A 26,881-nucleotide genomic window follows, 5' to 3' on the forward strand; every position below is an offset into this window, starting at 1 on the left:
GCCATCACGCCGGTGGTGAGCGTCGGCGACGGATCGACTCACGGGAAGGCGAATGGGTACAAGTGCGGCGGCGACGGACGGGATGGTGGCGAGTGCTCCGGTGGCAGCGGCCGGGCGCGCGCTCGACTGGTGGCGCGGCGCGGTGATCTACCAGATCTACCCACGCAGCTTCCTCGACACCAACGGCGACGGCGTCGGCGACCTGCCGGGCATCGTCGACAAGCTCGACTACGTCGCCAGCCTCGGCGTCGACGCGATCTGGGTGTCGCCGTTCTTCAAGTCGCCGATGGCCGACTTCGGCTACGACATCTCCGACTACCGCGACATCGACCCGCTGTTCGGCACCCTCGCCGACTTCGACCGGCTGCTGGCGAAGGCGCACGCGCTCGGCATCAAGGTGATGATCGACCAGGTGCTCAGCCACAGCTCCGACCAGCACGAGTGGTTCCGCCAGAGCCGGCAGGACCGCGTCAACGACAAGGCCAACTGGTACGTCTGGGCCGACCCGAAGCCCGATGGCGGCGCGCCCAACAACTGGCTGTCGATCTTCGGCGGTCCGGCGTGGAAGTGGGAGCCGCGGCGCGAGCAGTACTACCTGCACAACTTCCTGTCGTCGCAGCCGCAGCTGAACTTCCACAACCCGGCCGTGCGCGCGGCGATGCTCGACAACCTCAAGTTCTGGCTCGACCGCGGCGTCGACGGCATGCGGCTGGACTCGATCAACTTCTGCTTCCACGACGAGCAGCTACGCGACAACCCGGCCAAGCCGGCGCACCTGCGCACCGGCCGCGGCTTCAGCGCCGACAACCCGTATGCCTACCAGTACCACTACTACAACAACACCCGGCCCGAAAACCTCGCGCTGATGGAGGACCTGCGGACGCTGTTCAACCGCTACCCCGGCAGCACCATGCTCGGCGAGATCTCCTCGGAGGATTCGCTGGGGACGATGGCCGAGTACGTCGGCGACAAGCGCCTGCACATGGGTTACAGCTTCGAGCTGCTGGTCGAGGATTTCAGCGCCGCGCACATCCGCACCACGGTCGAGGACATCGAGACCCGCATGCCGCACGGCTGGCCGTGCTGGGCGGTATCCAACCACGACGTGATGCGCGCGACCTCGCGCTGGGGCGGCGCCGGCGACGACGACTTCGCGCGCCAGCTGGTCGCGCTGGTGTGCTCGTTGCGCGGCTCGGTGTGCCTGTACCAGGGCGAGGAGCTGGGATTGACGGAAGCCGACGTGCCGTACGAGGCGTTGCAGGATCCCTACGGCATCTCGTTCTGGCCGAACTTCAAGGGCCGCGACGGTTGCCGCACGCCGATGCCGTGGGATGACAGCGCGCAGGCCGGCTTCACCGACAGCCCGCCATGGCTGCCGATCCCGGCCGAGCACCGCGCGCGCAGCGTCGCCGCGCAGGATGCCGACCCCGGCTCCGTGCTCAATGCGACCCGCCGATTCCTGCGCTGGCGGCAGTCGCTGCCGGCGCTGTTGCAGGGCGACATCGGCTTCATCGACGCGCCCGAGCCGGTGCTCGCGTTTACCCGCGACGCCGCGGGGCAGCGGTTGCTGGTGGTGTTCAACCTGTCGGCCGAGGCCGTGCAGTGGACCTTGCCGGATGGCATCGAGCCGCAGGCGATCGAGGACCACGAGTTGCTTGCCGGCCGCGTCGATGGCTGCCAGTTGCACCTGGCCGCGCGTGGAGTGTTCTTCGCCCGGCTCGACTGAGGACGCAGCATCGCGATGACGCCACGAGACCTGCATCGGAACCGACCTTCGCGCCACCTGGCCGCGGCGTTGGCGGCCGCGATCGTCGGCGGAGTCGCCGTCCCGGGCTTCGCCGCGACGCTGGACACCGCCGCCTGCGATGCCGACGCGTTCGCGACCGTGCTGCACGCGGCGCCGCAATCGCCGACCGACGCGAGCGCTTACTGGCTTGATCGCCGACTATTGCAATGGCCGGGGCAGGCCGTGGCGGGCGGCACATTCAAGCTGTACCACGCGGCCGATGGCGGCATCTTCGCGCGCGTCGGCGAGGCGGTAACCGGAGCTGACGGGACGGTGGTGCTGGTGCGGTTCGGCGATGAGGTGCCAGCCGAACTCGCGCAACGTTTCAGGTTCATCGGCGGCGGAGTGGTGCTGACGCTGGACTCGACCGACGTCGCGCGCTTGCCCGAGTTGCTGCGACAACAGCTGCTGTTGGTACGCGAAGACGCCGACGGCCGCGTGCTCGCCGCCACCACCCTGCAGTCGCCCGGCGCGCTGGATGACCTGTATCCAGCCGCCGGCGCAGTCGACGACCTCGGCGTCAGCGTCGTGGCCGACGCCACCGGTTTCCGGCTGTGGGCGCCGACTGCACGCGAGGTGTCGGTGTGTCTGTACGGCGATGGCAGCGGCGGGGCCACCTCACGCGAGCCATTGCACTTCGATGCGACGACCGGTGCGTGGTCGATGCAGTTGCCGACCGACCTGTCCGGTGGCTACTACACTTACCTCGTCGACGTGTTCGTGCCCGGCACCGGCGTGGTCCGCAACCGCGTCACCGACCCGTACTCGATCAGCCTGACCGCCGACTCGAAACGCAGCTACATCGCCAACCTCGACGACCCCGCGCTCAAGCCACCCGGCTGGGACGACGCGCCGCGACCGGCGCCGCTGGCCGCGCAGACCGACATGGTCATCTACGAGTTGCACGTGCGCGACTTCTCGCGCGACGACGCGACCGTGAGCGAAGCCAACCGCGGCAAGTACCTCGCGTTCACCGAAAGCGGCAGCGATGGCATGCGCCACCTGCAGTCGCTCGCCGACGCCGGCCTGACCGATGTCCACCTGCTGCCGGTGTTCGACCTCGCGACCGTGCCCGAGGCCGGTTGCGTCGAACCCGAGGTGCCCGCCGCCGGGCCCGACAGCGAGGCGCAGCAGGCCGCCGTGATGGCGGTCGCCGCGCGCGACTGCTTCAACTGGGGCTACGACCCGTACCACTTCAACGCGCCCGAGGGGGGCTTTGCCAGCGACGCAGCCGACGGCGCGGTGCGCATCCGCGAGTTCCGCGCAATGGTGCAGGCGCTGCACGCGGCCGGCCTGCGCGTCGGCATGGACGTGGTCTACAACCACACCACCGCATCCGGCCAGGTCGAGCGCTCGGTGCTCGACCGGATCGTGCCCGGCTACTACCAGCGGCTCGACGCGCACGGCAAGGTCACCACCTCGACCTGCTGCGACAACACCGCGACCGAGCACCGGATGATGGGCAAGCTGATGCTCGACTCGGCGGCGCTGTGGGCGCGCAAGTACCGCATCGACTCGTTCCGCTTCGACCTGATGGGCCACCAGCCACGCGGGGCGATGGAGCAACTTCAGGTCCGCGTCGACGAGGCCGCTGGTCGCCACGTCAACCTGATCGGCGAGGGCTGGAACTTCGGCGAGGTCGCCGACGGCGCGCGCTTCGTGCAGGCCTCGCAGCTGTCGCTGCAGGGTTCCGGCATCGGTACCTTCAGCGACCGCGCGCGCGATGCGATCCGCGGCGGTGGCGCCGGTGACAAGGGCGCGGCGATGTTCACCCAGGGCTATGTCAACGGCCTGCATTACGCACCGAACGGCCACGACGGTGGCAGCCTCGATGAACTTCTGCATGCCGCCGACCTGGTCCGCGCCGGCCTCGCCGGCACCCTCGCCGACTATGTGATGGCCGACGCCACCAGCGTGACCATCCCGCTGTCGCAACTCGACTACAAGGGTCAGCCGGCCGGCTACGCCGCGCAACCCGGCGAGGTCGTCAATTACGTCGAGAACCACGACAACCAGACCCTGTTCGACGTCAACGCGTTCAAGTTGCCGTCCGACACCTCGCGTGAGGACCGTGCGCGGGTGCAGGTGCTGGCGTTCGCGCTGAACGCCTTCAGCCAGGGCATCGCCTACTTCCACGCCGGCGGCGAACTGCTGCGTTCCAAGTCGCTGGACCGCAACAGCTTCGATTCCGGTGACTGGTTCAACCGGATCGACTGGACCGGTGCCGACAACCACTTCGGCACTGGCCTGCCGCCCGCTTCCGACAATCGGGACAGCTGGCCGCAGATGGTGCCGCTGCTGGCGAATCCCGACATCAAGCCGACCGCGGACGAGATCGCGTTCACCCGCGGCGCCTTCGAAGACCTGCTGCGCATCCGCGACAGCTCGACCCTGTTCCGCCTGCGCAGCGCCGACGACGTCGGGCAGCGCCTGCGCTTCCACAACACCGGGCCAGATCAGAACCCGCTGGTGATCGCCGGCCACCTCGACGGTGCGAGCTACCCGGGGGCCGGCTTCGCCGAAGTGCTGTACCTGGTCAATGTTTCACCCGAGCCACAGACGCTGACCATCGACGCCGCGACCGGCAAGCACTACGTGCCGCATCCGGTACACCGCACCGGGGCTGCCGCCGACCCGCGTCCGCGCGAGGCAGCCTCGTTCGATCCGGCGAGCGGACGCTTCGTCGTGCCCGCCCGCACCGCCATGGTCTACGTCATCGAGTAGCGCCGCATCAGAAGGGGAATCGCAATGCGCTTGTGGTTGTTGTCCATCGTCCTGACCGCCGCCGGCTTCGCCGCGCTGCCGCTCCACGCCGAAACCGTCGCCAGCGTCACCTCGCCCAACGACGTGATCACGGTCGAGCTCGACCTGCATGAGGGCCGCGTCGGTTATCGCGTCGAGCGTTTCGGCGAAGCGGTGATCGACACCTCCGCGCTCGGCTTCATGCTGCGCGGCAGCGGCAAGCTCGAGCGCAATCTCGAGCTCACGGCACAGTCCGGTCGCAGCTTCGACGAAACCTGGGAGCAGCCATGGGGCGAGGACCGCTACGTCCGCAACCACTACAACGAATTGCGCGCGACCCTGACCGAAACCGTCGCGCCCAACCGCAGCTTCGACGTGGTATTCCGCGTGTACGACGAAGGCGTCGGGTTTCGCTACGAGTTCCCCGAGCAGGCCGGCGCAAGCGAGTGGATCATCGACGACGAACTCACCGAGTTCGCCCTCGCCCAGCCGGCAACCGCGTGGTGGATCCCGGCCGGCGAGTGGAACCGCTACGAGTACCTGTACAACCGCACGCCGCTCAACCAGGTCACCACCGCGCACACGCCGATGACCGTGCGCACCGACGACGGCCTGCACATCGCCTTCCACGAGGCCGCGCTGGTCGACTACGCCGGCATGTGGCTGCGCCGCACCGACGGTCGCCGCTTCCGCGCCCAGCTCGCGCCGGCGTCGGAAGGCTGGAAGGTGCGTCGCACACTGCCGTTCCACACGCCGTGGCGCACCCTGCAGATCGCCGACAGCGCCGCCGCGCTGTACGAGTCGTCCAACCTGATCCTCAACCTCAACGAACCCAACAAGCTCGGTGATGTCAGCTGGTTCGAGCCGGCCAACTACGTGGGCATCTGGTGGTCGCTGCACCTGGAAACCGAGAGCTGGGCCACCGGGAAGAAGCACGGCGCCACCACCGCCAACACCAAGCGCTACATCGACTTCGCCGCCGAGCATGGCTTCCGTGGCGTGCTGGTCGAGGGCTGGAACCCGGGCTGGGACGGCCAGTGGTTCGGCAACGGCTACGACTTCGATTTCACCAAGGCCACGCCCGACTTCGACATCGAGGCGCTGTCGGCGTACGCCAAGTCGAAGGGCGTGCACCTGATCGGCCACCACGAGACCGGCTGCGCGGTCAGCCACTACGAGGAGCAGATGGCTGACGCATTCGCGATGAACGAGCGGCTCGGCATCGACGTGGTCAAGACCGGCTACGTCTGCGACGCCGGCGGCATCGAGCGGCGCCTGCCGGACGGCACGATCACTCGCGAATGGCACGACGGCCAATGGAATGCCGGCCACCACCTGCGCGTGCTGGAAGCCGCGGCCAAGCACCACGTCGCGATCAACACCCACGAGCCGATCAAGGACACCGGCCTGCGCCGCACCTATCCGAATTGGGTCAGCCGCGAAGGCGCGCGCGGCATGGAGTACGGCGCCTGGGGCAACCCGACCAACCCGCCCGAGCACGAGGTCAACCTCGTCTTTACCCGCATGTTGTCCGGGCCAATGGACTACACCCCCGGCATCCTCAGCCTGCAGGGCCGCGGACAGACGATCCAGACCACGATCGCCAAGCAGCTGGCGCTGTACGTGGTGCTGTACAGCCCGGTGCAGATGGCCGCCGACCTGCCGGAGAACTATGCGAAGCACATGGATGCGTTCCAGTTCATCAAGGACGTGCCGGCCGACTGGTCGCGCACCGAAGTGCTCAATGGCGAGGTGGGTGATTACGTGACCTTCGCCCGGCAGGACCGCAACAGCGACGACTGGTACCTGGGCAGCATCACCGACGAGAACGGGCGTGTGCTGGAGGTGCCGCTGGCGTTTCTCGAGCCCGGCCGGAGCTACATGGCGCAGATCTATCGCGATGGTGAAAGGGCACATTGGGAGGATGCGCCGTTCGAGTTCGAGCGGGAGAGCCGGGAGGTGAGCAGTGCGGATGTGTTGACGATCCGGCTCGCTGCGGGTGGTGGGCAGGCGATACGGTTCGTGGCGCGATGATTGGCGCGTCCCGCCGCTCTCTCGCGGTGCTTCCCGGGTGTAGGAGCGACGTAAGTCGCGACCCGCCGAACCACCGGGACGATGTACAGGTCGCGACTCACGTCGCTCCTGCAACGAAGCGTCCCGTGCATCCCGGGGCTGTTGTAGGAGCGGCTTCAGCCGCGATCGTGGAGTCGGCGCGGGCGACCCATTGTCGGATCGCGGCTGAAGCCGCTCCTACAAAAAGCCCGGCCATACGCATGGCCCACCGCATGGCATCGATGCTCCTCGCGCTGTTTTTCGCCTTGCCCGCGATGGCCGCGCAGCCGGCCACCATCGAAACCCTTCACCTCGACGCCCCCGCGTTCGCGCCCGGGCAGGTCGAAGTCGCCATCCACCTCCCGCCCGACTACGACGCGACCGGCGCCCGTGCCTACCCGGTCCTCTACCTCAACGACGGCCAGGACGCCGAAGCAGTCCACCTCGCCGACACCCTCGCGCGCCTGCACGCGGACGGCAGCATCCAGCCGGTCATCGTCGTCGCCATCCACATGTTGCCCGACCGCATGGGCACCTACGGCCTGTCCGACCGCAAGGCCGGCCACGCGATCGTCTCGCAGACGAAGTACGGCCCGGTCGGCGCCCGCGCGCACGACTACTCCGAGTGGGTCGCCCACACCCTGGTGCCGTACGTCGACGCGCACTACCGCACCAACCCGACCCCCGGCGCGCGCGCGATCCTCGGCTGGTCGCTCGGTGCGCTCAACGCGTTCAACCTCGGTTGGCAGTACCCCGACGTGTTCGGCCGGATCGGTGCGTTCTCGCCGTCGTTCTGGATTTCCGCCGACCGCGGCGATGTCGAGTCGGTGCAGCGCACCCGCCTCGCGCAGGCGATGGTCGGCAGCAGCGAGCCGCGCCACGGCCTGAAATTCTTCTTCGCGGTCGGCACCGACGAGGACGGCGATGATCGCGACGGCGATGGCGTCAACGACCCGATCGACGACACCCGCGATCTCATCGACGGCTACACCGCGCCCGACAGCCACCGCATGCGCGGACTGGTCGACCTCGGCTACCGCAGTGATCCCGACCGTGACGGCGGCGTAACTCGCGCCGACATCGCCTACCTGTCGCTGCCCGACGGAGAGCACAACCAGGCCGCGTGGGCGCGGATGCTGCCGCACTTCCTGACATGGGCATACGGCAAACGCGCGCCCGCGCTGGAGGCGACCGGCCGCGTGGACAGTTGGCAGGAGGTGTCGTCCGCCCACGTCGCGCCGCGCAACGTCGATGTCTGGTTGCCACCGAGCTACGGCGACGATCCGACCAAACGCTACCCCGTGCTCTACATGCACGATGGCCAGAACCTGTTCGATCCCGCGCTGTCGTACACCGGCGTCGACTGGGGCGTCGACGAGGCGATGACCCGGCTGATTGAAGAGGGCGCGGTGCGCGAGGCGATCGTGGTCGGCATCTGGAACACCCCGCGGCGGTTCCAGGAGTACATGCCGCGCAAGCCCGTCACTGGCGACGCGCTGCCGTCCGGCGTCGACGGCGTGCCGCCGCTGCCGACCGCCGACATCGCCTCCGATGCCTACCTGCGCTTCCTGGTCGACGAACTCAAACCGTGGATCGATGCCACCTACCGCACCCGGCCGGGCCGCGACGACACCTTCGTGATGGGCTCCAGCATGGGCGGGCTGATCTCGCTGTACGCCGCTGCCGAATACCCTGAAGTGTTCGGCGGCGTCGGCACGCTGTCGACCCACTGGCCGGTCGGCGACGGCATCGTGATCGACTGGCTGGCCGAACACCTGCCGGATCCGGCGACCCACCGGCTCTACTTCGACCACGGCACCACCACGCTCGACGCCGGTTACGCGCCCTACCAGCAGCGCATGGACGAGCGCGTGCGCGCCGTCGGCTATGTCGAGGGCGACAACTGGAGCACGCGCGTGTTCGAAGGCGCCGGGCACAACGAGGCCGCGTGGCGTGAACGGATCGAGATACCGCTGAAGTTCCTGCTCGGCGACTGAGCCGCCGATTGCATCGCCTTCACGTCGGCGCGACCTGGCTTGAACGTGGCTGCACGCATGCTCGGCGGACATTCAATGCCAAGGAGAGTGCCGTGGCCGTCAGCGACCAGGACAAGCGTTCCGACCGTGTCGCCGACGCGACGACCGCCGCAACCGGCAACGGCGGCGAGCTGCACCAGCAGGCCGATGGCGGTCATCCGGAGATCACCACCAACCAGGGCGTGCCGATCGCCGACAACCAGAATTCGCTCAAGGCCCACGATCGCGGCCCATCGCTGCTGGAGGACTTCATCTTCCGCGAGAAGATGACCCACTTCGACCACGAGCGGATCCCCGAGCGCGTGGTCCATGCCCGCGCCTCCGCCGCGCACGGCCATTTCGAGCTGACCGAATCGCTGGCCGAATTCACCACCGCCAAGCTGTTCACCGAAGTCGGCGAACGCACGCCGGTGTTCTGCCGGCTGTCGACCGTCGCCGGCAGCAAGGGCTCGCGCGATACTCCGCGCGACGTCCGCGGCTTTGCGACCAAGTTCTACACCAAGGAGGGCAACTACGACCTGGTCGGCAACAACATGCCGGTGTTCTTCATCCAGGACGCGATGAAGTTCCCCGACTTCGTCCACTCGATCAAGCCCGAGCCGGACCGCGCATACCCGCAGGCCGCCGCCGCGCACGACACGTTCTGGGATTTCATCTCGCTGACCCCGGAATCCATGCACATGATCATGTGGGCAATGAGCGACCGCGCCCTGCCGCGGTCGCTGCGGATGATGGAAGGCTTTGGCGTCCACAGCTTCCGGCTGGTCAACGCCGAGGGGCAATCGACGTTCGTGAAGTTCCACTGGCGCCCGCGACTGGGCATGCAGTCGCTGCTGTGGGACGAGGCGGTCAAGATCGCCGGCGCCGATTCGGACTTCAACCGCCGCGACCTGTTCGAGACGATCCAGTCCGGCAAGGCATTGCCGACATGGGACCTCGCGGTGCAGCTGTTCACCGAGGAGGAGGCCGACGGGTTCCCGTTCGACCATCTCGATGCGACCAAGCTGGTGCCCGAGGAACTCGTGCCGCTGAGGGTCATCGGCCACATGGTGCTCGACCGCTGGCCCGACAACTTTTTCGCCGAAACCGAGCAGGTCGCGTTCTGCCCGGCCAACGTCATTCCCGGCATCGACTTCAGCGACGACCCGCTGCTGCAGGGCCGGATCTTCTCGTACCTCGACACCCAGCTGATCCGGCTCGGGGGTCCCAACTTCCAGCAGATTCCGATCAACGCGCCGCAATGCCCGTTCGCCAATCACCAACGCGATGGATTCATGCAGATGCAGGTGCCGAAAGGCCGGGTCAACTACGAACCATCGTCGCTGGATGCCGACCAGCCAACGCCGCGGGAAACCGCGCGCGGCTTCCGCAGCTTCGCCGCGCCGACCCGGCCGGGCCCCAAGACCCGGCTGCGTCCCGAGTCGTTCGCCGACCACTACAGCCAAGCGCGGCAGTTCTACCGCAGCCAGACACCGATCGAGCAGGCGCACATCGCCGGCGGGCTGGTGTTCGAGTTGTCGATGGTCGAGACCGTGCGCATCCGCGCGGCGGTCGTCGGCCATCTGCGCCACATCGACGAGGATCTCGCGCAACGGGTCGCCACCGGCCTCGGCCTGCCGGACCTGCCGCCGGCGCCCGAATCGGCGCGCCCGGTGCTCGACCTGCCGCCGTCGCCCGCGCTCGGCCTGATCGCCAACATGAAGGACACCCTGGAAGGCCGCGCGATCGGCATCCTGATCGATGATGGCTCCGACGCCGCCGCGATAGAGGCGCTGCGCCAAGCCGCTACTGCCGCGGATGCAACGGTGAAGCTGGTCGCTCCGAAAGTCGGCGGTGCTACCTTGTCCGACGGCAAGCACACCGCAGCCGACGCCCACCTCGGCGGCGCGCCTTCGGTGATCTTCGATGCGGTAGCCGTGGTATTGGCCGCGGAGGCGGCGCAGCGCCTGTGCGCGGAAGGCGCTGCGGTGGACTTCGTCAGCCACGCCTTCGCCCACCTCAAGGCCATCGCGGTCGACGAGGGCGGGCGTGCGTTGCTGCGCCGGGCCGGCATCGAAGCCGACGCCGCCGTGGTCGACGCCACCGACGTGGAGTCGTTCATCCAGTACGCGAAGACGCGACAGTGGGAGCGCGAACCGAAAGTGCGGATGCTGCCGTGAAGGGCGGGCGGCGCAACTAGCCGCCGCGGCGCAGCAGCGGCGCCACCTCATCCGCACGCTCGTCGAAGCGCGAACTGACCACCGCGATCGCGGTGTCGCCCTGCGGCCAATAGCGCGCCATCAGTCCGCCATCGCGACGCTCGCCCTCGCGCATCCGCCGCGGACGCGGGCGGATATACACACCCAGCGTCGCGCCCTGCCGGTCCTCGTAGACCAGCATCGCGGCGGCGCCTTCCGGCGTCGACAGCATGCGCGCGCCCTGCAGCGCGTAGCCCTGCGAGCTGAGGTCGGGCACGCGACCGACCGCGTCGAAGTTGCGGGCGAGCCAGTTCTGCAGGCCGCCCATGCGGTCGCCCTCGAAATCCATCGCCATCTGCTGATCGGTGAGCAGCCGGTAGGCGGTCACCGCATCGGCCATCGGCAACGTGTGATGGCCGCCGCCGCGCATGCCGTGCAGCAGCCAGCCGCTGGCGCCGCCCAGTCCCAGCGCCATCACCAGCACGGCCGCGCGGGCCATGCCGGTCCAGCGGTCGGCGTGCAGGTGGCGGCGGATCCGCGCCGGCTGCAGTCGCGGCTCGTCTGGCAGTGCGGCGGAATTGCCCCATGCCGCGCGCAGGGCGTCGGCGTCGCGCTGCCAGCCGCGCACCCGTTCGGCGGCCTCCGGGTTGGCGGCCAGCCAGGCCTCCACCGCGGCGCGGCGCGCATCGGGCAACTGGCCGTCGACGTAGGCGTGCAGTTCGTCGGGGTGCGGGGCCGGGTGGTTCATTTGAGTATCCGCAAGGCAGGGGTGGGCGCACGTCCCTCGGCGAGGTGGCGCAGTTTCTCGCGGGCGCGCGACAGCCGCGACATCACGGTGCCGATCGGCACCCCGAGCGCGTCCGCGGTCTCGCGATAGCTGAAGCCCTCGACGCTGACCAGCAGCAGGATCGCGCGCTGCTCGGTCGACAGTCCGGCAAACGCGGCCAGCGTGGCGCGGCCCTCGTTGACCCGTTCGGCCGACGGTGCATGCGGCTCTTCGGCCACGCCGACCACGTCGAGCACGCGCCGCCAGCGTTTGGCGCGGCGCTGCTCGTCGATGAACTGCCGGTACAGGATCGAGAACAGCCACGACTGCAGCGCACCTTCCTTGTGGCGCGACGACCACGCCCGCAACGCACGCTCCAGCGTGGCCTGGACCAGGTCGTCCGCGTTCGCGGTGTCGCGGCTGAGCGCGCGCGCGAACTGCCGCAGCCGCGGGATCAGCTCGTGCAGGCGCTCTTCGTCGAGTTCGTCCATGGCGTCGTCCATGGTGCTGGCGGGGGCGATGGAACGCGGGGTCATGCAGGTGGGACGCGCCGGCGCGCCGCTTATTCCGGTGCCGGCGGTTTGTCGATGCAGGGAATATATCGCCACAGCGGCCGTCATACCGGTGTTCCCGTCGAAACGAGCACGCCATGCACGAGTCCGAGCCGTCCAACCATCCCTCCCCGTCGCCGCCGGCGCCATCCCCACCGTTCGACGCCCAGGGCGCCATCGCGGCGCAACTGACCCGCGGACGACTGCTGGCGTTCGCCGGCATCGGCGCCATCGCGCTGGGCTCCGCCAGCGCGTTCGCATGGACCGCCGGCTGGCTGGGCGGCGAGCGCTTGACCGCACCGCGCGTGGTCAACGCGATGGAAGCCAACGGCCCCGCGCATCCGGGTTTCCGCCGCAACCATGCCAAGGGCGTCTGCGTCGCCGGCACGTTCCGCGGCACCGAACAGGGGCAGGCGCTGTCCACCGCAACCGTATTTTCGGGCGAGCCGGTGCCGGTGCTGGGCCGGTTCTCGATCGGCGGACCCAATCCGCACGGCGCCGACAACAGCGCGCGCGTGCGCAGCATGGCGTTGCAGTTTGGCGGCCCCGACGCGTCGCAGTGGCGGATGGCGTTGAACAGCTTCCCGTTCTTCGCGGTGGCCACGCCGCAGGCCTTCCACCAGCAGACCTTGGCCAAGCGCCCCGACCCCGCGACCGGCAAACCCGACCCCGCGGCGATGGAAGGATTCCTCGCCACGCATCCGCAGGCGCGCAAGTTCAGGCAATGGGCGAAGACCGCGCCGTGGTCCGACAGCTGGGCCAACACGCAGTACAACAGCGTCAACGCGTTCCGCTTCATCGACGCCGACGGCAGCGAACGGCTCGTGCGCTGGTCGATGCGGCCACACGCCGCAGTCCACCCACTGGACGCCGCCGAGCGGGAGCGCGCCGATGCCGATTTCCTCGCCGCCGACCTGCAAACGCGGCTCGCGCAAGGCTCGGTGCATTGGGACATGGTGGTGACGCTCGCCGCCGCCGGCGACCCGGTCAATGACCCGTCCCGACCTTGGCCCGGCACGCGCGAGCAGGTCGTCGCCGGCACGCTGACGCTGGTGCACGCCGAACCGCAAGCCACCGGCGAGTGCCGCGACGTCAACTTCGACCCGCTGATCCTGCCGTCGGGCGTCGCCGCTTCGGACGACCCGATCCTCGCCGCACGCTCGGCCGCCTACTCGCAATCCTTCAACCGACGCCAGCGCGAGATCGCGCTCGGGCGCGGCGATGCCGCCACCGCTACGGAGCCGACCCGATGAGCACGCAGAACTTCAACCCCGCCGCGCGCTGGCTGCACTGGTCGATGGCGGCGATGGTCGTGGCGATGCTGTTCATCGGCGTCGGCATGGTCACGTCGATCTCGGCGCGACCATGGCTGATCGACCTGCACCGCCCGCTTGGCATCGCGATCGGGCTGCTGGCCGTGCTCCGACTGCGCAATCGGATGCGGCATCGTCCGCCCGCACTGCCGTCGAGGTTGCCGCACTGGCAGAAGACCGCGGCCCGTGCCTCGCACTGGCTGCTGTACGGATTGATGCTGGCGATGCCGCTGATCGGCTGGGCAATGCTGTCGGCCGGCGGTTACCCGGTGCAGATGTCGCCGTCGTTCGTGCTGCCGCCGATCCTGCCGCAGGACGTGAGCCTGTACGCCACCCTGCGCACCGCGCATGGCTGGCTCGCCTACCTGCTGTTCGCCACGGTGCTGCTGCACCTGTCGGCGGCGCTGCTGCATGCGTGGGTGTATCGCGATGGAGTGTTCCAGGCGATGGCCGGGAGAATCAGACACCGGCTGGAGCGCGAACGGTGATCCAGGTCGGTGCGTGATCGCTGGCCTTCGGCTGCAGCCGCACCCATCGGTCGACGCCGGCGTCTTTCAGGTTCTTCGCCAGCGCGGGGTTGAGTAGCAGGTGGTCGATCCGCAGTCCGCGGTCGCGTTCGGCGTGCTGGCGGAAGTAGTCCCAGAACGTGTAGATCACCTTCTCACCGCTGACCCTCCGCAACGCATCCGCCCAACCCTGCGCCAACAGCCGCTCGAACGCCGCCCGTACCTCCGGCTGGATGAGCGCATCCTTGCGCCAGGCCTTGGGGTCATAGACATCGATGTCCGTCGGGATCACGTTGAAGTCGCCCATCAGCACCGCGGGATGCGGCAGGTCCACCAGCGTCCGCGCATGGCGGATGAGACGCTCCATCCACGCGAGCTTGTAGTCGAACTTGGGGCCGGGCCGGGGATTGCCGTTGGGCAGGTACAGGCCGGCCACGACGATGCCGTGGATGGCCGCCTCGATATAGCGGCTCTGCTCGTCCCGGGGATCGCCCGGCAGGCCGCGCCGGCTCTCCACCGGAACCGCATCGCGTGCCAGCAAGGCCACGCCGTTCCAGGACTTCTGCCCGTGCCAGATCGCACCGTAGCCCGCCGCCTCCAGTTCGGCGGCGGGGAACGTCGCGTCGACGGTCTTGAGTTCCTGCAGTGCGACGACGTCGGGTTGCTCTTTCTCCAGCCACGCCAACAGATGCGGCAGGCGGGTGCCGATGCCATTCACGTTGAACGTCGCCAGCTTCAGGGTCTTGCTGAGTGCCACGTCGCCTCCGTGGTGCGATCGTGCGCTAGTGCTCGTCGACAGGCTTCCATGTGCATCGGGCAGAGGATCCCGGTCTTTCGCGGCCACCGCACAGCCCACTGATCGGATGTGAGATTAGGCTGGTCCCGTCTGGCAAACAAATCCACCATGCAGATCGGTGTCCACTCCGGGTCGGGGGCGGACGTCCAGTGGAGCTCACTATGCGGTCCGCACAGCATGCTCGGCATTGCGAAGAAAGCCCATCGCCGCTTGTTCAGCCTTTGACGCCGCTCTGCCCTGAGGCGGACGAAGCTCGCGGTAACTCTCCGCGCAGACGCCAAGTGCGCGAAGGCAGGAGTCGCGCGAGTACGAGGCGACTGTCCCTTCCAGGCGACGCGCCCAATCCAGTGCGGCGATCTCCAGCCGCCTGACGCCAACCGGCGTCGCGCCGGCCACCTCAGCACGCGACCAGGTTGCCCATCCAGTTTTCCTGCGATCGCGAATAGCCAACGATCGCTCGCGAGGTCGCGTCACGGCGCGACCTTGCACAACACCAGCGCCCGTCGTCCTCGACCAGAGCCGCTCATCCGTGGCTTACTCCGGAAGCCGTTTGTCCCAGCACCGAGGTCGACATGCCAAACCGCCTGAAGGGTCGGGATATCCACGAGTCGCATCGCGCGGCCACGCCGCTGGAGCTGTTGTTCGACCTGACCTTCGTGGTCGCCATCGCGCTCGCCGCCAGCCAACTGCACCACGGCCTGGCCGAACACCATTTCGCGCAGGCAGGTCTTGCCTTCACCGGGGCGTTCTTCGCCATCTGGTGGGCCTGGATGAACTACACCTGGTTCGCGTCCGCCTACGACGCCGACGACGTTCCGCACCGCCTGCTGACGATGCTGCAGATGGCGGGCGTGCTGATATTCGCGGTGGGGGTCCCGGGATTCTTCACCGGGGATTTTCGAGCCGCCGTCGTCGGGTTCGCGATCATGCGGATCGCGCAGACTCTGCATTGGTTGCGCGTGGCCCATGGCGATCCCGGGCGGCGCCGGACGGCATTGCGGTACGTAAGCGGCATCCTCGTTCTGCAGTGCTTCTGGGGTGCCTGGCTATGGGTTCCGCCCGAGTGGGCGTGGCCAATGTTTGCCGGGCTGGCACTGGCGGAGGTCATGGTTCCCGCCTGGGCGGAGCGCGGCGGAGCCACGCCGTGGCATGCCCACCATATTGCCGAGCGTTACGGTCTCCTGGTGATCATCACCCTGGGCGAGATCGTGCTGGCGTCCGCCAATGCGATCGCCAACCTGTGGCGCGCCGATGGCTGGTCCTTCGACCTGGCCCTGGTGGGTATCGGCGCGATGATGCTGGTGCTGTCCTTGTGGTGGATGTACTTCCTGCTGCCCTCCGCCGAGGCGCTGCACCGGCATCGCGAACGCGGTTTTGCGTGGGGCTATGGCCATCTGGTCGTCCTCCTCTCCCTCGCCGCGATGGGTGCGGGTCTGGAAGTGGTGGCCGACACGCTCAATCCCGGCGTGGTGACGCCCGGCGATGCCGCACGGCCGCTCCAGGCAATCAGCATGGTGGCGATCCCGGAGGCCGCCTTTGTCGTGTCGCTGTGGCTGGTCCACCAACGACTCGTCCGCCCGCCGCGACCGTATCTAGGCATGATCATGGTCTGTCTGGTCGCGATCGCCGCCGTTCCGCTGGCGGTTGCCATGGGCCTGCGACTGCCATGGGCGCTTCTGGCGCTGTCGGCCGGTCCAATCGCCGCGATCTGGCTTTATACGCATGGCGACGAACCCCCGGTCGGGATTTCTTTCGCCAACTGACCTTCCTGATATCCAAGGAGCATCGCATGACCAGGATCCTCGGCATTTCCGGCAGCCTGCGCGCCGGTTCCTTCAACACCGCCTTGCTGCGCGCCGCGCAGTCGCTGTCCGGGCCGGACGTGCAGTTCGACGCGGCCACCCTGCACGGCATCCCGCTCTACGACGGCGACGCCGAACAACGCGACGGGCTGCCGACGGCGGTCGTCGACCTGAAGGACCGCATCGTCGCCAGCGATGGCGTGCTGCTGTGCACGCCCGAGTACAACAACGGCATCCCGGGCGTGTTCAAGAACGCGATCGATTGGCTGTCGCGCCCGGCCGACGATATTCCGCGGGTGTTCGGCGACCGCCCTTTCGCGGTGATCGGCGCCTCGCCCGGCGGCTTCGGCACCATCCTTGCGCAGAACGCCTGGCTGCCGGTGTTGCGCACCCTGCGCGTGCGTTACTGGGCTGGCGGCCGGCTGCAGGTTTCACGCGCGCACCAGCTGATCGATGCGGATGGCGAGCTGACCGATGAAACGACCCGCAAGCAACTGGAGACCTTCGTCCAAGGCTTCGTCGAGTTCGCCCGCCCGTCGAGCTGAGCCTCGGACTGGCCGCTTTGGGTCCGAAGCGGACATGCGGTCCAGACTTCTTTGGAAGCAAGAACGAGGCGTTGTCAGGCCGGCGTCCTGTGGGTGGGAAGACAGCTCGAGTAGGTGGCGCACACGGCCATGACCTCCTTTTGATGTCTCGGCTGCCCCGTAATTATTGCCAGGTGTTGGAATGCGAGGACAGCGAGGCCCACTCTCGCAAAGAGGTCAGAAGGTTGACGAGCTGCGGTGACCTCTCGAGCTCGCCAGGCATCTCAGCCACTTGGGGGAGATTTTTAGTGGCTTGCTGAGACTCAACAGACAGATGGGCCGCCAGCAGCCCGCGTAAGGGGATGACGGTTGGCTGCAGCGAATTGTTCGGCGCGCGCTAGTTGCCTACTGCTTTTGGAAGTACGTGTAGCGTGGCACGAAAGAAGGAGAGCGCATCTGCGTTGATTCGCCGGTGGGCCGTCGAACGGTTAACCCCCGGTGGGTCAGTGCAGACTCTCGGGAGCGCCCCCATCATCTTTTTCGAGCACGGGGCCAGGAAGACGAAGTGGCCGGCGTTTGGTATGAGTTTGATGCCAACCAATGTCTTGATCAGGGCGGCAGCGTGCAACGTGTTGTACTGGATCGGCTGGAATTGGTCGTCCGCTCCGTCGTAGAGATAGACCGGCCGATTGATAGAACCAAGCCCCGTCTCGTCGAAAACCATGCTCCAAGGCGACATCGCGAACGCGGCCTTGACGCGCGGGTCGTCAGGGTCGCCCCAACGTTGGAGCTTGTTCTGGATATCGGTCAGGTACTTCTCGGTCGATATCCATCCGTGCCCCAAAAGTTGCGCCTCCATTTCGCGAAAGGGAGTGCAGACGTTTGTGTTGTCAGGGTGTGCTTTGCAGAAACTGATGAGTCGGGTGAAGCGAGGTACCGCACCTACAAGCATCAGGGCGGTATAGCCTCCGGCGGAGAAGCCAGCAACGCCGATCTTCTCAGGGTCAATCAAGGTTTTCCAGTGTGCATCGTCGAGCAGCATACTGATGGTTGCCTCGACTTGAATCGGGCGGCCGATGAGCACAGCTGGCGTCCCGATTCCGCTAGTGTCTTTATAGTTGTCCTTTGGATGCTGAAGAGTGGCGACGATGAAACCGTGGCTTGCCAGATAGACCGCGAGGTCATGATGGCCAAGGTCTGATCCGCCGTGGCCATGCGAGATGACGACCAAGGGTTTTGCCCCGGGAAGGGCCGGTGCTCCACGCTTCGCGTGCAAATCGTAGAGGCCGACCCGGGTATTTTCCGTGACCGGAGCGCTCGGGTAGAAAACGTAGCCGGGCATGCTACCGGCATTGACTGGATCGTGAATCTTGATTGGCGCGAAGCCCACCCCTGTAGCGGGCTGTGCGTAAGAACTACATGGCAGCACAAGCAAGAGCAGAGCCAACCAGAGTAAGTTTCGAAAAGGCTGCAAGCACTGATATTTCATTTAAAGTTTCCTGAAGGCGAACGCTTGAATTAAGCCGACCCGCAAAGCCATCCGAGCACGGGAGCACAAAGCGGACATCAAGTCTCACGGAACTTCTGCCGTGAGCTACATGGCATCAGGGTGAACGTCGCCCGCGCGTTCGGCGATCGGGCGGACCTCCTGTACCAGCGTGACCAGCGTCTTGCCCGGTTCTTCAATCATGACCTCATGGGCCGACTGCTCGAACCAGACCAGCTGTTTCCGCGGTGCCTCCACCGTCTCGAACCATTCCGCGGCCAGCGCGGAGGACACGTTGTGGTCATGACGTCCCAGGAACAGGAACAGCGGGACATCGACCTCGCGCACCGTCGTCATGTCCAGCGTCAGCACGTCGGCCAGCAGGTGCTGCATTGAGAAGTCGTTGCCTTTCCACATCCCGGTTACGTCAAGGTCGGAGTACTCCGGCGACAGTTTCATCGCCGCAGCTTCGGCATCGCCGCCCCTGCGGTTGTGAACCATGCCGCCGTAGTAGTTCAGCCATTTGCGCTGTTTGAACAGGCTGTCGAGTGGAACCGGACCGTTGCCCTGCGCGTAAGGGGCGAGCGCTTCAAGCTCCGCCACGGCCTGCGCGTTGCCGTCGTGTTGCGCTTGCCGCAATGCCCAGGCCCAACCGCGACGCTCGCTCTCGGGCGCATCCGTGACCTGCCCGATGCCGATGTATGCGTGCAGCCACTCGGGCCTGCGTTGCGCCAGCTCGAGTCCCAGATAGCTGCCCCACGAATGGCCGAGCACGAAAATCTTCTCCTTGCCGAACTCCGTGCGCAGCCAGGCGACCATTTCCTCGGCATCGGCGACCATGCGCCCGCGCGTCATGGTCGGCGCCACGGCGGCCGGATCATTGTCGACGTAGGTCTTGCCGGCGCCGCGCTGGTCCCACTGGACGACGGTGAAGTATTCCTCCCAGCCGCGCTGGAAGTACCAGCTGGTCGGCATCGCCACCCATCCGGGCCCACCGTGCAGCATCAGCAGCACCGGGTTGCGACGATCGCTGCCGCGAATCGATACCCATTGGTCGATCCCGCCGATCCGCACCGCTTCCAGCCGCTCGACGCCGTTGTCGGCCACCACTTTGCGCAAGTCCCCGATGATGCGGACCGCCTCCGCGCGATCGTGTGGCCCATGCGCTTCCGAGGCCGGGGCTGGCATGCACAGGCCCGCGAGGGCGATGGACAGGACTGCGGAAATCAGCGCCTTCATCAGGATTCGTAACGCTCAGTGCGATGCAGTCTGGGAGGATAGCCGGACCCTGCGGTGCGTTCTTCCAATTGTCGTTGTCGTTTGGGGTCGCGGATCCGCCAGCTGTGGATCCGCCACTCGCGCGATCCGGGTTCGCGCGCTTGGTCCCCCAGCACGTCGATCGGACTTGCGCAGGCAGCTTCCTTGGCCTTCGCGCCGAGCCAACCGCTCAGGTGGAACCCCATCGCAGTGTCATCTCTGTGGGCGGGCTGGAAGATGCCGTCCCGGCGTCCCAGGCTGAGGCACATGGCGACGATGCCCTTGCTGAAGGGGGCCGGCGCTTCACCTGCGATCCGGTTCAGGACGGTATCGGCCGCGTGGGCGCCCAGCGGCAGCGCGGCCTGGAGGCTCATCCGGAACGGCAGGTCCGACGGCGCCGCGGCATCGCCGGTCGCGACGATCCGCGCGTCGTCCACGCTGGTGAGCGTCTCGTCGGTCAGCAGGCGTCCCAGCGCGTCGGTGCTAAGCCCGCTGCGCACGGCCAGGTCCGGAACGCCGAAACCGGCGGTCCAGACCGTCACCGTGCTTGGGAGTTCGCGGCCATCGCGCAGTTGCACGGCATCGCGTGTCACTTCGGACACCTCCGAGCCGCGGCCGTCGATCACGGTTACGCCGAGCTTGGACAATCCTCTGACCACCGAACGACGGGCCCGCGGGTGCAGGTAGCGGCCCAGCTGACCGCCGCACACCAGGGTCACGGGACGACCCGTCTCAGCGATCTCGGCGGCCGTTTCGATACCCAGCGGACCGCCGCCCACCACGGTCACTGGAGCGGACGCGGGAGTGCCATCGAGGACCGACCGCAGTCGCTGCGCCTGTTCCAGGCTGGCGGGCGGGTAAGCGAACTCGTCTGCTCCGGGCACACCCTGGTCGGTGCTGGCACTGCCAACCGCGTAGACAAGGTAGTCGTACTGCAAGGGATCTCCGTTCTCCAGCGTCACGCCGCACCCGGCGGCATCGATCCGCGTCGCGGTATCCACCACCAGTCGCACGTCGCTGGCGAGGACGTCCCGGAAGTCCACTACCGCGTCGTTGGACCCGCCCACCATCTGGTGCAGGCGGACCCGTTCGACGAACTGCGGGCGCGGGTTGACCAGTGTCACCACCACATCGTTCCGCTGCGTGAGACGATTTGCCGCCATTACGCCGGCGTATCCGCCGCCGATCACGACCACTCTGGTTCGCGCGCCTTGCCTGCCGTTGTTCATGCGTCTTCCCATTGTCTCGTTCGTCAACAGAAGACGAACCGGGGCGGACCGGCGTAACACGGCCTAGGCGGGTCGTGCGGGAAGCGGCAGGGTTGCCAGGCGTTTGGGATCGATGAGCGACAGAATCTCGACGATCCGGCCATCCACCACGGTACATGCCATCACCGCCTTCGGCTTGCCGTTCGCGCCCCACACCAGAACCCCCGGCTCACCATTCACGAGCACGCGCTGCGCGGTCACGTTCGCGCGGGTCGCCTGCTGGATCCTCGCAGCCGCCTCGGCGGCTCCGTGCCTGACCACAACGCCGCGGCTCGTGTGGGAGCGCCAGGTGAGCTCCGGATCGAGCACCCGCAGCAGTCCTTCGAAGTCCCCGTCCCGGGCTGCGGCGACGAACGCGTCGACCACGGCACGCTGCCGCTGCCGCGTATCGACGCGACGATGCGTGCCTCGTACCTTGCGGCGGGCCCGGCTGGCGATCATCTTCGATGCATCCGTGGACTTGCCGATGATCTGGCCGACTTCCTCGAACCGCACCTCGAAGATGTCGTGCAACACGAATGCCAGCCGTTCGGCGGGGCTCAGGGTGTCGAGCACCACGAGCAGCGCAAGCCCGACCGAGTCGGCCAGCAGCACGTTGTCTTCCGGCGCCTCGCCGCTGTCCTCGGTAACCACCAGTCCGGGCAACGGGTCGTCGAACGAGGACTCGGGCCTGGCCTTGCGCGAGCGCAGCATGTCGATGCACACCCGTCCCACCACGGTGGTCAACCAGGCGGGAAGGTTGTCGATCGCCGCCGCGTCCTGGCGCGCCAGCCGCAACCACGCTTCCTGCATCGCGTCCTCGGCATCTGCGCGCGACCCGAGCATCCGGTATGCAATCGCCACGAGCCGCCCGCGTTGCGCCTCGAAGGCTTTCGCCACCGCTTCGTCGGAACCTGCTGCGGTCATGTTGTTACGTTCTCCTGGCCAGTGCCGTCATGGATGGTGACGTGCCCGGAAGGGCCGAGGTAACAGGCGACGAGTCAATCGAAAGGTCGTTAGCGGCAGCCAGTCGCCACACCCATAACCGTCACGCTGCAGACTGGAGCTTCAATGAAAAAATTCATGATGTGGGCATTGTCTGCTGCAAGTTTTGCGCTGGGCTACCTGGGGATGCCACTTCCCGGCTGCGCAGCTTCGCCTGAAACCACTCGAATTGCTCCGTCCTTGCTGCTTGCGATCAAGGACGCGAAGGATCAAGCCAGGTCTTTCGGAGGCAGGATCTGGCCAGGCTACGAGACGGCGCCATTCGGGCTTCTTGCCACCCTCGAACGGCGCGAAGTCCTGTTCTGTCACGGATCCCTCGTCGCCGGGTTTACGGCGCTTCCATCCGATCCTGATACGAGGTGTGACCTTCAGGAAAGACCCAGTGTCTTTCCGCGCAACCTTTTGGCGGCAATGCCCGTAATAGATGGGGTTTCGACGATCGTAATGGGAACGCCCGAGTCAACGGGCCGGGATCAAGCGGACTGGACGCACACAATTTTCCACGAGCACTTCCATCAATACCAAAGCGGGTTCGACAATTACTACCAGCGGCTGGATGGACTTGATCTTGATGGTGGCGATGATACCGGGATGTGGATGCTCGACTACCCGTTCCCGTACCGGGATGAGCAGTTCGAACTCGCCCTGTCGAGAGCAGCCCAGGCACTGCATGATGCGATCAATCAGCATGGGGCTTCTTTCCAGGAGCAGGTCTCGATCTACCTGAAGGCAAGACAGGCACTGGAAGCCGCAGTGCCAGCGGAGGACTGGAAATATCTCGAACTCCAACTATGGATGGAGGGTGTTGCCCGCTGGACCGAGATCCAAATTGCACTGGGCTCTTCCGACAGCGGGGTGGTCGCATCTGGAAAGGCTTTGAGGCAACGTACTGTCTCCTCCCTTCCTGGCCTGGATGCAGCCCAACTCGGGCGTGCACTCGTCTACCCCTATGGCGCGACTGAAGCGATGCTGCTTGAGCGGTGCAATCCAACATGGCGCCAGGTCTATCCTGCCGTGCTGTCACTCGGAGCCCTGATAAAGGCAATCGAACCGGACAATTGCAGGTGATCGCGCCAGAACGGCTCACGAGTTCAACGGGTCGGCGATTGCTCCTGGGGTACCTGCTTCCAGAGGCCTATCGAGCCGAACCCGCCGTTGCCGTCCAGTGATATGCGAACCTTTTCGCACCGCGCTGGGCGGAAGGCCCATGATCGGTCGTCGGGCAACTCGCAAAGCTCAAGGGCGCACGTATCGTCGGTATCGCCGGCGGCGCGGAGAAGTGCCGACACGCGGTTGATGTATTGGGGTTTGATGCCTGCCTCGACCACGGTTCGCCCGACTTGGGATCGCGCCTGGCCGCCACGTGTCCCGATGGCATCGACGTGTATTTCGAGAATGTCGGGGGCAGCGTGCTCGATGCGGTGCTGCCGCTGCTGAACCTGTATGCATGCGTGCCGCTGTGCGGATTCATCGCCCACTACAACCGGGACCACCTCGAACCGGTTGCCGGGGACCAGCGGCCACAACTGCTCGCCACCTTGCTGCAGAAGCGAGTGCGCATGCAGGGCTTCATCATCCTCGACCACTATGCCGACCGTTTCGCGTCGTTTCAGCGCGACATGTCGCAGTGGGTGGAAGACGGACGCGTTGTACTCGTGGAGGATGTAGTCGATGGATTGGAGCAGGCTCCCGCTGCGCTGATCGGCCTGCTCCAAGGTCGCAACTTTGGCAAGGTGGTCGTGCGGGTGGCCGGCTAGAGCATCCTGATCAGGACTGCCGACGGATCTGCAGTGTGCCGGCGGCAGCCGGCGGCGTGGCGCAGCACCGCTCCGTCCACCCTCAATGTATAGCCCGCCTGGGGGCTTGCGGCAAGACCCTCGCCCTGCGTCAGGATCGCCGACCGAGCCAGACCGGCGAGAAGGGAGTTGCGAAATGCGGGTGTTGCTATCCACATATGGGTCGCGCGGCGACGTCGAGCCGTTGGTGGCGCTTGCGGAACGGTTGCGGGCGCTGGATGCGGAGGTGCGGGTGTGCGCACCACCCGATGAAGACTTCGCGCAACGGTTGGCCGGTGTCGGCGTGCCACTGGTGCCGGTCGGTCCATCGGCACGCGCGCTGACGGTCGCGGCGCCGCAGCCGTCGTCGCTGCCGCAGCGCGCCGCGGAGTTGATCGCCAATCAGTTCGGCGTGGTCACCGCGGCGGCCGAGGGCTGCGACGTACTGGTCGCCACCGGGATGATGCCGGCCGCTGCCGGCGCGCTGTCGGTAGCCGAGAAGCTGGGCATCCGCTCCGTGTCGGTGACCTTCCAGCAACTCACCCTGCCGTCGCCGCACCGCGCGCCTTGGCATACGCGGGCCGTCCGTTTCCGCCGGAGGTCACCGATAACCGGGCGTTGTGGGAACTGGACGCCCACAACATCAACGCGCTGTTTGGCGCGGCGCTCAACGGCAACCGGGCGTCGATCGGCCTGCCACCGGTGGCCAATGTCCGCGACTACGTCATCGGCGCCAAGCCGTGGCTTGCGACGGACCCGGTGATGGATCCGTGGCGGGGCATGCCGGATCTCGATGTCATCCAGACCGGCGCGTGGATCTTGCCCGACTTCAACCCGCTGTCGACGGAGTTGGTGGCGTTCCTGGATGCCGGCACGCCACCGGTTTACGTCGGCTTCGGCAGCATGCCCATGCATGCGTCGACGGACGTCGCCCAGGTCGCCATCGAGGCGATCCGGTCACAGGGCCGCCGCGCGGTCGTGGCCCGCGGCTGGGCCGACCTTTCGTTGATCGACGATCGGGACGATTGCTTCGTCGTCGGCGAGGTCAACCAGCAGGCGCTGTTCGCCCGGGTGGCCGCCGTCGTGCACCACGGCGGCCAAGGCACCACGACGACAGCGACCCGGGCCGGTGCGTCCCAAGTGGTGGTGCCCCAGGCGGCCGACCAGCCCTATTGGGCCGGTCGGGTGGCCGACCTAAGGATTGGCGTGGCTCATGACGGCCCGACGCCGACCACCGAATCCCTGTCAGCGGCGCTCGGGACGGCACTGGCCTATGAGACCCGCGCACGAGCGACCGCCGTGGCCGGCAGGATCCGCACGGACGGAGCGACGCTGGCCGCGACGCGGCTGTTGGACATGGTCGGGCAGGGTGTCCGGCATCGCCGCGCCTGATGACTCCGACCTATCGAATCGCTTCTTCGGTGATCCGGACGTGCGCGTCGGTGACATGCACTCCGTAGGTTTCCAGATCCCGCAGGCAGTCGTCGGTATCGACGCCAGGCGTGCGTTCACCGCTCCGCAGCTCGACCGTCTTGAATGCGACCCACGGCGCGTGCCGGGCTGGGAGGTTTGCTCCCGACGACTGTGTGGTAAAGCCGAACACGCGCCCCGGTCCCCTGAAGATGTGCACCTGCATGCTTGCGCTTCCTATTTGAATGCCGTCATGGGGTAGAAATCGTGCTGGTCCCGTAGCGCCGGTCATCCAGGTATCCGTTGTGGATGTAGTCGAGCATCATGGCCAGGTAGCCATCCGGATTGCGAGTGAATACACGCTTCCCCTCGCCCGTGGTCTCGTATTCGTAGATGCCATGATCGGTATCCGGGAACACCGCGACCGTGATCGGTTTGCCTTGTGCGGCCAGCCCACGCAGGCGCCGCTGCGTTTCGTCACTCGGTGCCTCGCTGTCATTCTCGGCAAGGATCCACAGTTGCGGCGTGTCCAGGTTTCGAAGCACCGGCATCGGGTTGTAATGGGCGGGTACGCCGGAGAGGATGGCCGGCCCCTCCTCGCGCGCCGTAGCCTCCGGCGTGTCGAGAAGATAGAAGCTGATGTTGCCGCGCACGTGCTCGAACCAGGGTTCGTCGCCATACCTGGCGCGGACCTTGGCGAGCTGGTCGTAGCCATCGCGGAAACCGTTCACGATGATCGCGGCCGTGGCGTCGGCGACTTCCATGGCCTTGGCGACCACCTCCGGGCCGTAGCCCCGACTGGTCAGGTCCTGCTCGATGGCCTGGCGATCCTCGTCGAGAGGTGACACCGCGAGGCCGAATCCCACGATCAGGAAATCCACCGGCTCGATCTTCGCGGCCAATGGTGCGACCCAGCCGCCCTGGCTGCCGGCCTGGTAGCCGATCTTTCCAGCGCGGTCGCCGGCGAGTCGCCTGGCCTCGTGCACGGCTGCGATCGCATCGTTGGCGAGCAGCAGGTAGTTCTGCGTGTACGTGCCGGTGGATGCGCCGGTACCGCGCTTGTCGTAGACGAACACGCCGATCCCTTCCGCGGGGAGTTGTCGCTGCAACGAGTACGAGTCCAATGCCGAAGAATGCTCGGAACCGTGGACCAGCACGGCGATCGGCACTCGCGCATCGCCTTCCGGCATCACCAGGCGGCCGGCCAGTTGCACGCCCGCGCCATCGAACACCACATCGGTGACGTCAAGGGCGATTCGTTGGCCATCGACGCCGGCGAACGTGATCGTGTCCTTGCGGCAATCGAAGGTCACCTGGTTCCCGTCCGCTCGTTCCGTCCAGCCGAACGTGCTGGTCCAGACGCCGTCTTCGCTCCGAGTCAGTGCACCCGTGGTGCCGTCATTCCTGCGCCAGCGCAGGCGATCGTCGTCGGAAGCCCCGACATCGATGTGACTGCCGTCGGGCAGCTGATAGATCCCCACTTCGCAGTCATCCGCCTCCTTTGCCTGCACTGCTCCGGTACCGGTCAGCGCCAACACCACGGTGGCGATGCCGAGCCCACGCAGCGCGGATGTTCGGGTGAGTTCAGCAGTGCACAAATTGGTCTTCATGGCAGGTCCTGCAAGGGTTGCATGACGGGCGGTTATACGT

The 26,881-nt window shown here is 66.9% G+C and carries 21 protein-coding genes and 2 pseudogenes; 13 read left to right on the top strand and 10 right to left on the bottom strand.

From position 1 onward, the window contains the following. Positions 1-100: 100 nt before the first annotated feature. The 5 genes from SNE34_RS06655 (at position 101) to SNE34_RS06675 (ending at position 10,775) form a co-directional block, all read left to right on the top strand. On the top strand, positions 101-1,726 hold the full coding sequence (locus SNE34_RS06655) for an alpha-glucosidase family protein (protein WP_332615915.1): 1,626 nt from the start codon (positions 101-103) through the stop codon (positions 1,724-1,726). 15 nt (positions 1,727-1,741) lie between these two features. Next, the gene (locus tag SNE34_RS06660) at positions 1,742-4,510 is read left to right on the top strand and encodes an alpha-1,6-glucosidase domain-containing protein (protein ID WP_332615917.1); all 2,769 of its coding nucleotides are present in this window, start codon (positions 1,742-1,744) and stop codon (positions 4,508-4,510) included. 24 nt (positions 4,511-4,534) lie between these two features. Beyond that, positions 4,535-6,562 (top strand): glycoside hydrolase family 97 protein, encoded by a 2,028-nt coding sequence (locus tag SNE34_RS06665; protein ID WP_332615918.1) that lies wholly within the window; start codon positions 4,535-4,537, stop codon positions 6,560-6,562. A gap of 251 nt (positions 6,563-6,813) precedes the next feature. After that, positions 6,814-8,577 carry an alpha/beta hydrolase-fold protein gene (locus SNE34_RS06670; protein WP_332615920.1) on the top strand — a complete coding sequence of 588 codons (1,764 nt, stop codon included), beginning with the start codon at positions 6,814-6,816 and terminating at the stop codon, positions 8,575-8,577. Between the two features lie 170 nt (positions 8,578-8,747). Beyond that, on the top strand, positions 8,748-10,775 hold the full coding sequence (locus SNE34_RS06675; RefSeq protein ID WP_425604479.1) for a catalase: 2,028 nt from the start codon (positions 8,748-8,750) through the stop codon (positions 10,773-10,775). 16 nt (positions 10,776-10,791) lie between these two features. On the opposite strand, the gene SNE34_RS06680 is transcribed toward SNE34_RS06675, so the two are convergent. Continuing rightward, entirely contained in the window at positions 10,792-11,541 is a 750-nt protein-coding gene (locus SNE34_RS06680; protein ID WP_332615925.1) for an anti-sigma factor family protein, read from the bottom strand. Then, entirely contained in the window at positions 11,538-12,050 is a 513-nt protein-coding gene (locus SNE34_RS06685; RefSeq protein WP_332616504.1) for an RNA polymerase sigma factor, read from the bottom strand. Before SNE34_RS06685 ends, SNE34_RS06680 begins: the two co-directional genes overlap by 4 nt. Positions 12,051-12,208: 158 nt before the next feature. On the opposite strand from SNE34_RS06685, the gene SNE34_RS06690 reads away from it, so the two are divergent. Together SNE34_RS06690 and SNE34_RS06695 are read left to right on the top strand one after the other, a co-directional pair. Beyond that, complete coding sequence (locus SNE34_RS06690) at positions 12,209-13,363, top strand: catalase family peroxidase (protein WP_425604471.1); 1,155 nt, start codon at positions 12,209-12,211, stop codon at positions 13,361-13,363. Continuing rightward, positions 13,360-13,911, top strand: coding sequence for a cytochrome b (locus tag SNE34_RS06695; RefSeq protein WP_332615926.1), 552 nt, complete (start codon positions 13,360-13,362; stop codon positions 13,909-13,911). Before SNE34_RS06690 ends, SNE34_RS06695 begins: the two co-directional genes overlap by 4 nt. On the opposite strand, the gene xth is transcribed toward SNE34_RS06695, so the two are convergent. Continuing rightward, the gene (gene xth, locus SNE34_RS06700; protein ID WP_332615928.1) at positions 13,883-14,686 is read right to left on the bottom strand and encodes an exodeoxyribonuclease III; all 804 of its coding nucleotides are present in this window, start codon (positions 14,684-14,686) and stop codon (positions 13,883-13,885) included. The two genes, SNE34_RS06695 and xth, sit on opposite strands and share 29 nt — an antisense overlap. Before the next feature lie 611 nt (positions 14,687-15,297). Here xth and SNE34_RS06705 point away from each other — a divergent pair. Both SNE34_RS06705 and SNE34_RS06710 read left to right on the top strand, forming a co-directional pair. Continuing rightward, the gene (locus SNE34_RS06705; protein ID WP_332615930.1) at positions 15,298-16,488 is read left to right on the top strand and encodes a low temperature requirement protein A; all 1,191 of its coding nucleotides are present in this window, start codon (positions 15,298-15,300) and stop codon (positions 16,486-16,488) included. Positions 16,489-16,514: 26 nt separating this feature from the next. Continuing rightward, entirely contained in the window at positions 16,515-17,072 is a 558-nt protein-coding gene (locus SNE34_RS06710) for an NADPH-dependent FMN reductase (RefSeq protein ID WP_332615932.1), read from the top strand. A 376-nt stretch (positions 17,073-17,448) separates the two neighbouring features. Here the strand turns inward: SNE34_RS06710 and SNE34_RS06715 are convergent, their stop codons facing one another. The 4 genes from SNE34_RS06715 to SNE34_RS06730 form a co-directional block, all read right to left on the bottom strand. Further along, on the bottom strand, positions 17,449-18,540 hold the full coding sequence (locus SNE34_RS06715; protein ID WP_332615934.1) for an alpha/beta hydrolase family protein: 1,092 nt from the start codon (positions 18,538-18,540) through the stop codon (positions 17,449-17,451). Between the two features lie 105 nt (positions 18,541-18,645). Beyond that, on the bottom strand, positions 18,646-19,776 hold the full coding sequence (locus SNE34_RS06720) for an alpha/beta fold hydrolase (RefSeq protein ID WP_332615936.1): 1,131 nt from the start codon (positions 19,774-19,776) through the stop codon (positions 18,646-18,648). Then, the gene (locus SNE34_RS06725; RefSeq protein WP_332615937.1) at positions 19,776-21,023 is read right to left on the bottom strand and encodes an NAD(P)/FAD-dependent oxidoreductase; all 1,248 of its coding nucleotides are present in this window, start codon (positions 21,021-21,023) and stop codon (positions 19,776-19,778) included. Before SNE34_RS06725 ends, SNE34_RS06720 begins: the two co-directional genes overlap by 1 nt. Positions 21,024-21,086: 63 nt before the next feature. Next, positions 21,087-21,968: a sigma-70 family RNA polymerase sigma factor gene (locus SNE34_RS06730; RefSeq protein ID WP_332615939.1), complete on the bottom strand. Its 882-nt coding sequence runs from the start codon at positions 21,966-21,968 to the stop codon at positions 21,087-21,089. 144 nt (positions 21,969-22,112) lie between these two features. Between SNE34_RS06730 and SNE34_RS06735 the strand changes: the two genes are divergently transcribed. The 3 genes and pseudogenes from SNE34_RS06735 to SNE34_RS14825 all read left to right on the top strand — a co-directional run. Continuing rightward, a complete protein-coding gene (locus SNE34_RS06735; protein WP_332615941.1) occupies positions 22,113-23,114 on the top strand; it encodes a hypothetical protein in 1,002 nt (333 codons plus the stop codon). Positions 23,115-23,275: 161 nt separating this feature from the next. Beyond that, positions 23,276-23,803 (top strand): annotated as a pseudogene (locus tag SNE34_RS06740) (zinc-binding dehydrogenase); the annotation flags it as partial. 175 nt (positions 23,804-23,978) lie between these two features. Continuing rightward, a pseudogene (locus tag SNE34_RS14825) lies at positions 23,979-24,281 on the top strand (glycosyltransferase); the annotation flags it as partial. Here the strand turns inward: SNE34_RS14825 and SNE34_RS06745 are convergent. After that, positions 24,224-24,364: a hypothetical protein gene (locus SNE34_RS06745; protein ID WP_332615943.1), complete on the bottom strand. Its 141-nt coding sequence runs from the start codon at positions 24,362-24,364 to the stop codon at positions 24,224-24,226. The pseudogene SNE34_RS14825 and the gene SNE34_RS06745 sit on opposite strands and share 58 nt — an antisense overlap. 24 nt (positions 24,365-24,388) lie before the next feature. On the opposite strand from SNE34_RS06745, the gene SNE34_RS06750 reads away from it, so the two are divergent. Further along, on the top strand, positions 24,389-25,213 hold the full coding sequence (locus SNE34_RS06750) for a glycosyltransferase (RefSeq protein ID WP_332615945.1): 825 nt from the start codon (positions 24,389-24,391) through the stop codon (positions 25,211-25,213). A gap of 10 nt (positions 25,214-25,223) precedes the next feature. On the opposite strand, the gene SNE34_RS06755 is transcribed toward SNE34_RS06750, so the two are convergent. Both SNE34_RS06755 and SNE34_RS06760 read right to left on the bottom strand, forming a co-directional pair. Beyond that, a complete protein-coding gene (locus SNE34_RS06755) occupies positions 25,224-25,457 on the bottom strand; it encodes a hypothetical protein (RefSeq protein ID WP_332615953.1) in 234 nt (77 codons plus the stop codon). Positions 25,458-25,482: 25 nt separating this feature from the next. Continuing rightward, positions 25,483-26,841, bottom strand: a complete 1,359-nt coding sequence (locus SNE34_RS06760; protein WP_332615955.1) for an alpha/beta hydrolase family protein — start codon at positions 26,839-26,841, stop codon at positions 25,483-25,485. Positions 26,842-26,881 lie beyond the last annotated feature (40 nt).

The sequence above is a fragment of the Novilysobacter erysipheiresistens genome, assembly GCF_036663935.1.
GTDB lineage: Bacteria > Pseudomonadota > Gammaproteobacteria > Xanthomonadales > Xanthomonadaceae > Novilysobacter > Novilysobacter erysipheiresistens.

What these genes read in the sequence shown, in the direction of transcription:
- SNE34_RS06660 (WP_332615917.1), top strand. Translation starts at nt 1,742, where the DNA reads ATGACGCCACGAGACCTGCATCGGAACCGACCTTCGCGCCACCTGGCC.
- SNE34_RS06705 (WP_332615930.1), top strand. Translation starts at nt 15,298, where the DNA reads ATGCCAAACCGCCTGAAGGGTCGGGATATCCACGAGTCGCATCGCGCG.
- SNE34_RS06730 (WP_332615939.1), bottom strand. Translation starts at nt 21,968, where the DNA reads ATGACCGCAGCAGGTTCCGACGAAGCGGTGGCGAAAGCCTTCGAGGCG.
- SNE34_RS06665 (WP_332615918.1), top strand. Translation starts at nt 4,535, where the DNA reads ATGCGCTTGTGGTTGTTGTCCATCGTCCTGACCGCCGCCGGCTTCGCC.
- SNE34_RS06760 (WP_332615955.1), bottom strand. Translation starts at nt 26,841, where the DNA reads ATGAAGACCAATTTGTGCACTGCTGAACTCACCCGAACATCCGCGCTG.
- SNE34_RS06685 (WP_332616504.1), bottom strand. Translation starts at nt 12,050, where the DNA reads ATGGACGAACTCGACGAAGAGCGCCTGCACGAGCTGATCCCGCGGCTG.
- SNE34_RS06755 (WP_332615953.1), bottom strand. Translation starts at nt 25,457, where the DNA reads ATGCAGGTGCACATCTTCAGGGGACCGGGGCGCGTGTTCGGCTTTACC.
- SNE34_RS06670 (WP_332615920.1), top strand. Translation starts at nt 6,814, where the DNA reads ATGGCATCGATGCTCCTCGCGCTGTTTTTCGCCTTGCCCGCGATGGCC.
- SNE34_RS06680 (WP_332615925.1), bottom strand. Translation starts at nt 11,541, where the DNA reads ATGAACCACCCGGCCCCGCACCCCGACGAACTGCACGCCTACGTCGAC.
- SNE34_RS06735 (WP_332615941.1), top strand. Translation starts at nt 22,113, where the DNA reads ATGAAAAAATTCATGATGTGGGCATTGTCTGCTGCAAGTTTTGCGCTG.
- SNE34_RS06695 (WP_332615926.1), top strand. Translation starts at nt 13,360, where the DNA reads ATGAGCACGCAGAACTTCAACCCCGCCGCGCGCTGGCTGCACTGGTCG.
- SNE34_RS06725 (WP_332615937.1), bottom strand. Translation starts at nt 21,023, where the DNA reads ATGAACAACGGCAGGCAAGGCGCGCGAACCAGAGTGGTCGTGATCGGC.
- SNE34_RS06710 (WP_332615932.1), top strand. Translation starts at nt 16,515, where the DNA reads ATGACCAGGATCCTCGGCATTTCCGGCAGCCTGCGCGCCGGTTCCTTC.
- SNE34_RS06690 (WP_425604471.1), top strand. Translation starts at nt 12,209, where the DNA reads ATGCACGAGTCCGAGCCGTCCAACCATCCCTCCCCGTCGCCGCCGGCG.
- SNE34_RS06720 (WP_332615936.1), bottom strand. Translation starts at nt 19,776, where the DNA reads ATGAAGGCGCTGATTTCCGCAGTCCTGTCCATCGCCCTCGCGGGCCTG.
- SNE34_RS06715 (WP_332615934.1), bottom strand. Translation starts at nt 18,540, where the DNA reads ATGAAATATCAGTGCTTGCAGCCTTTTCGAAACTTACTCTGGTTGGCT.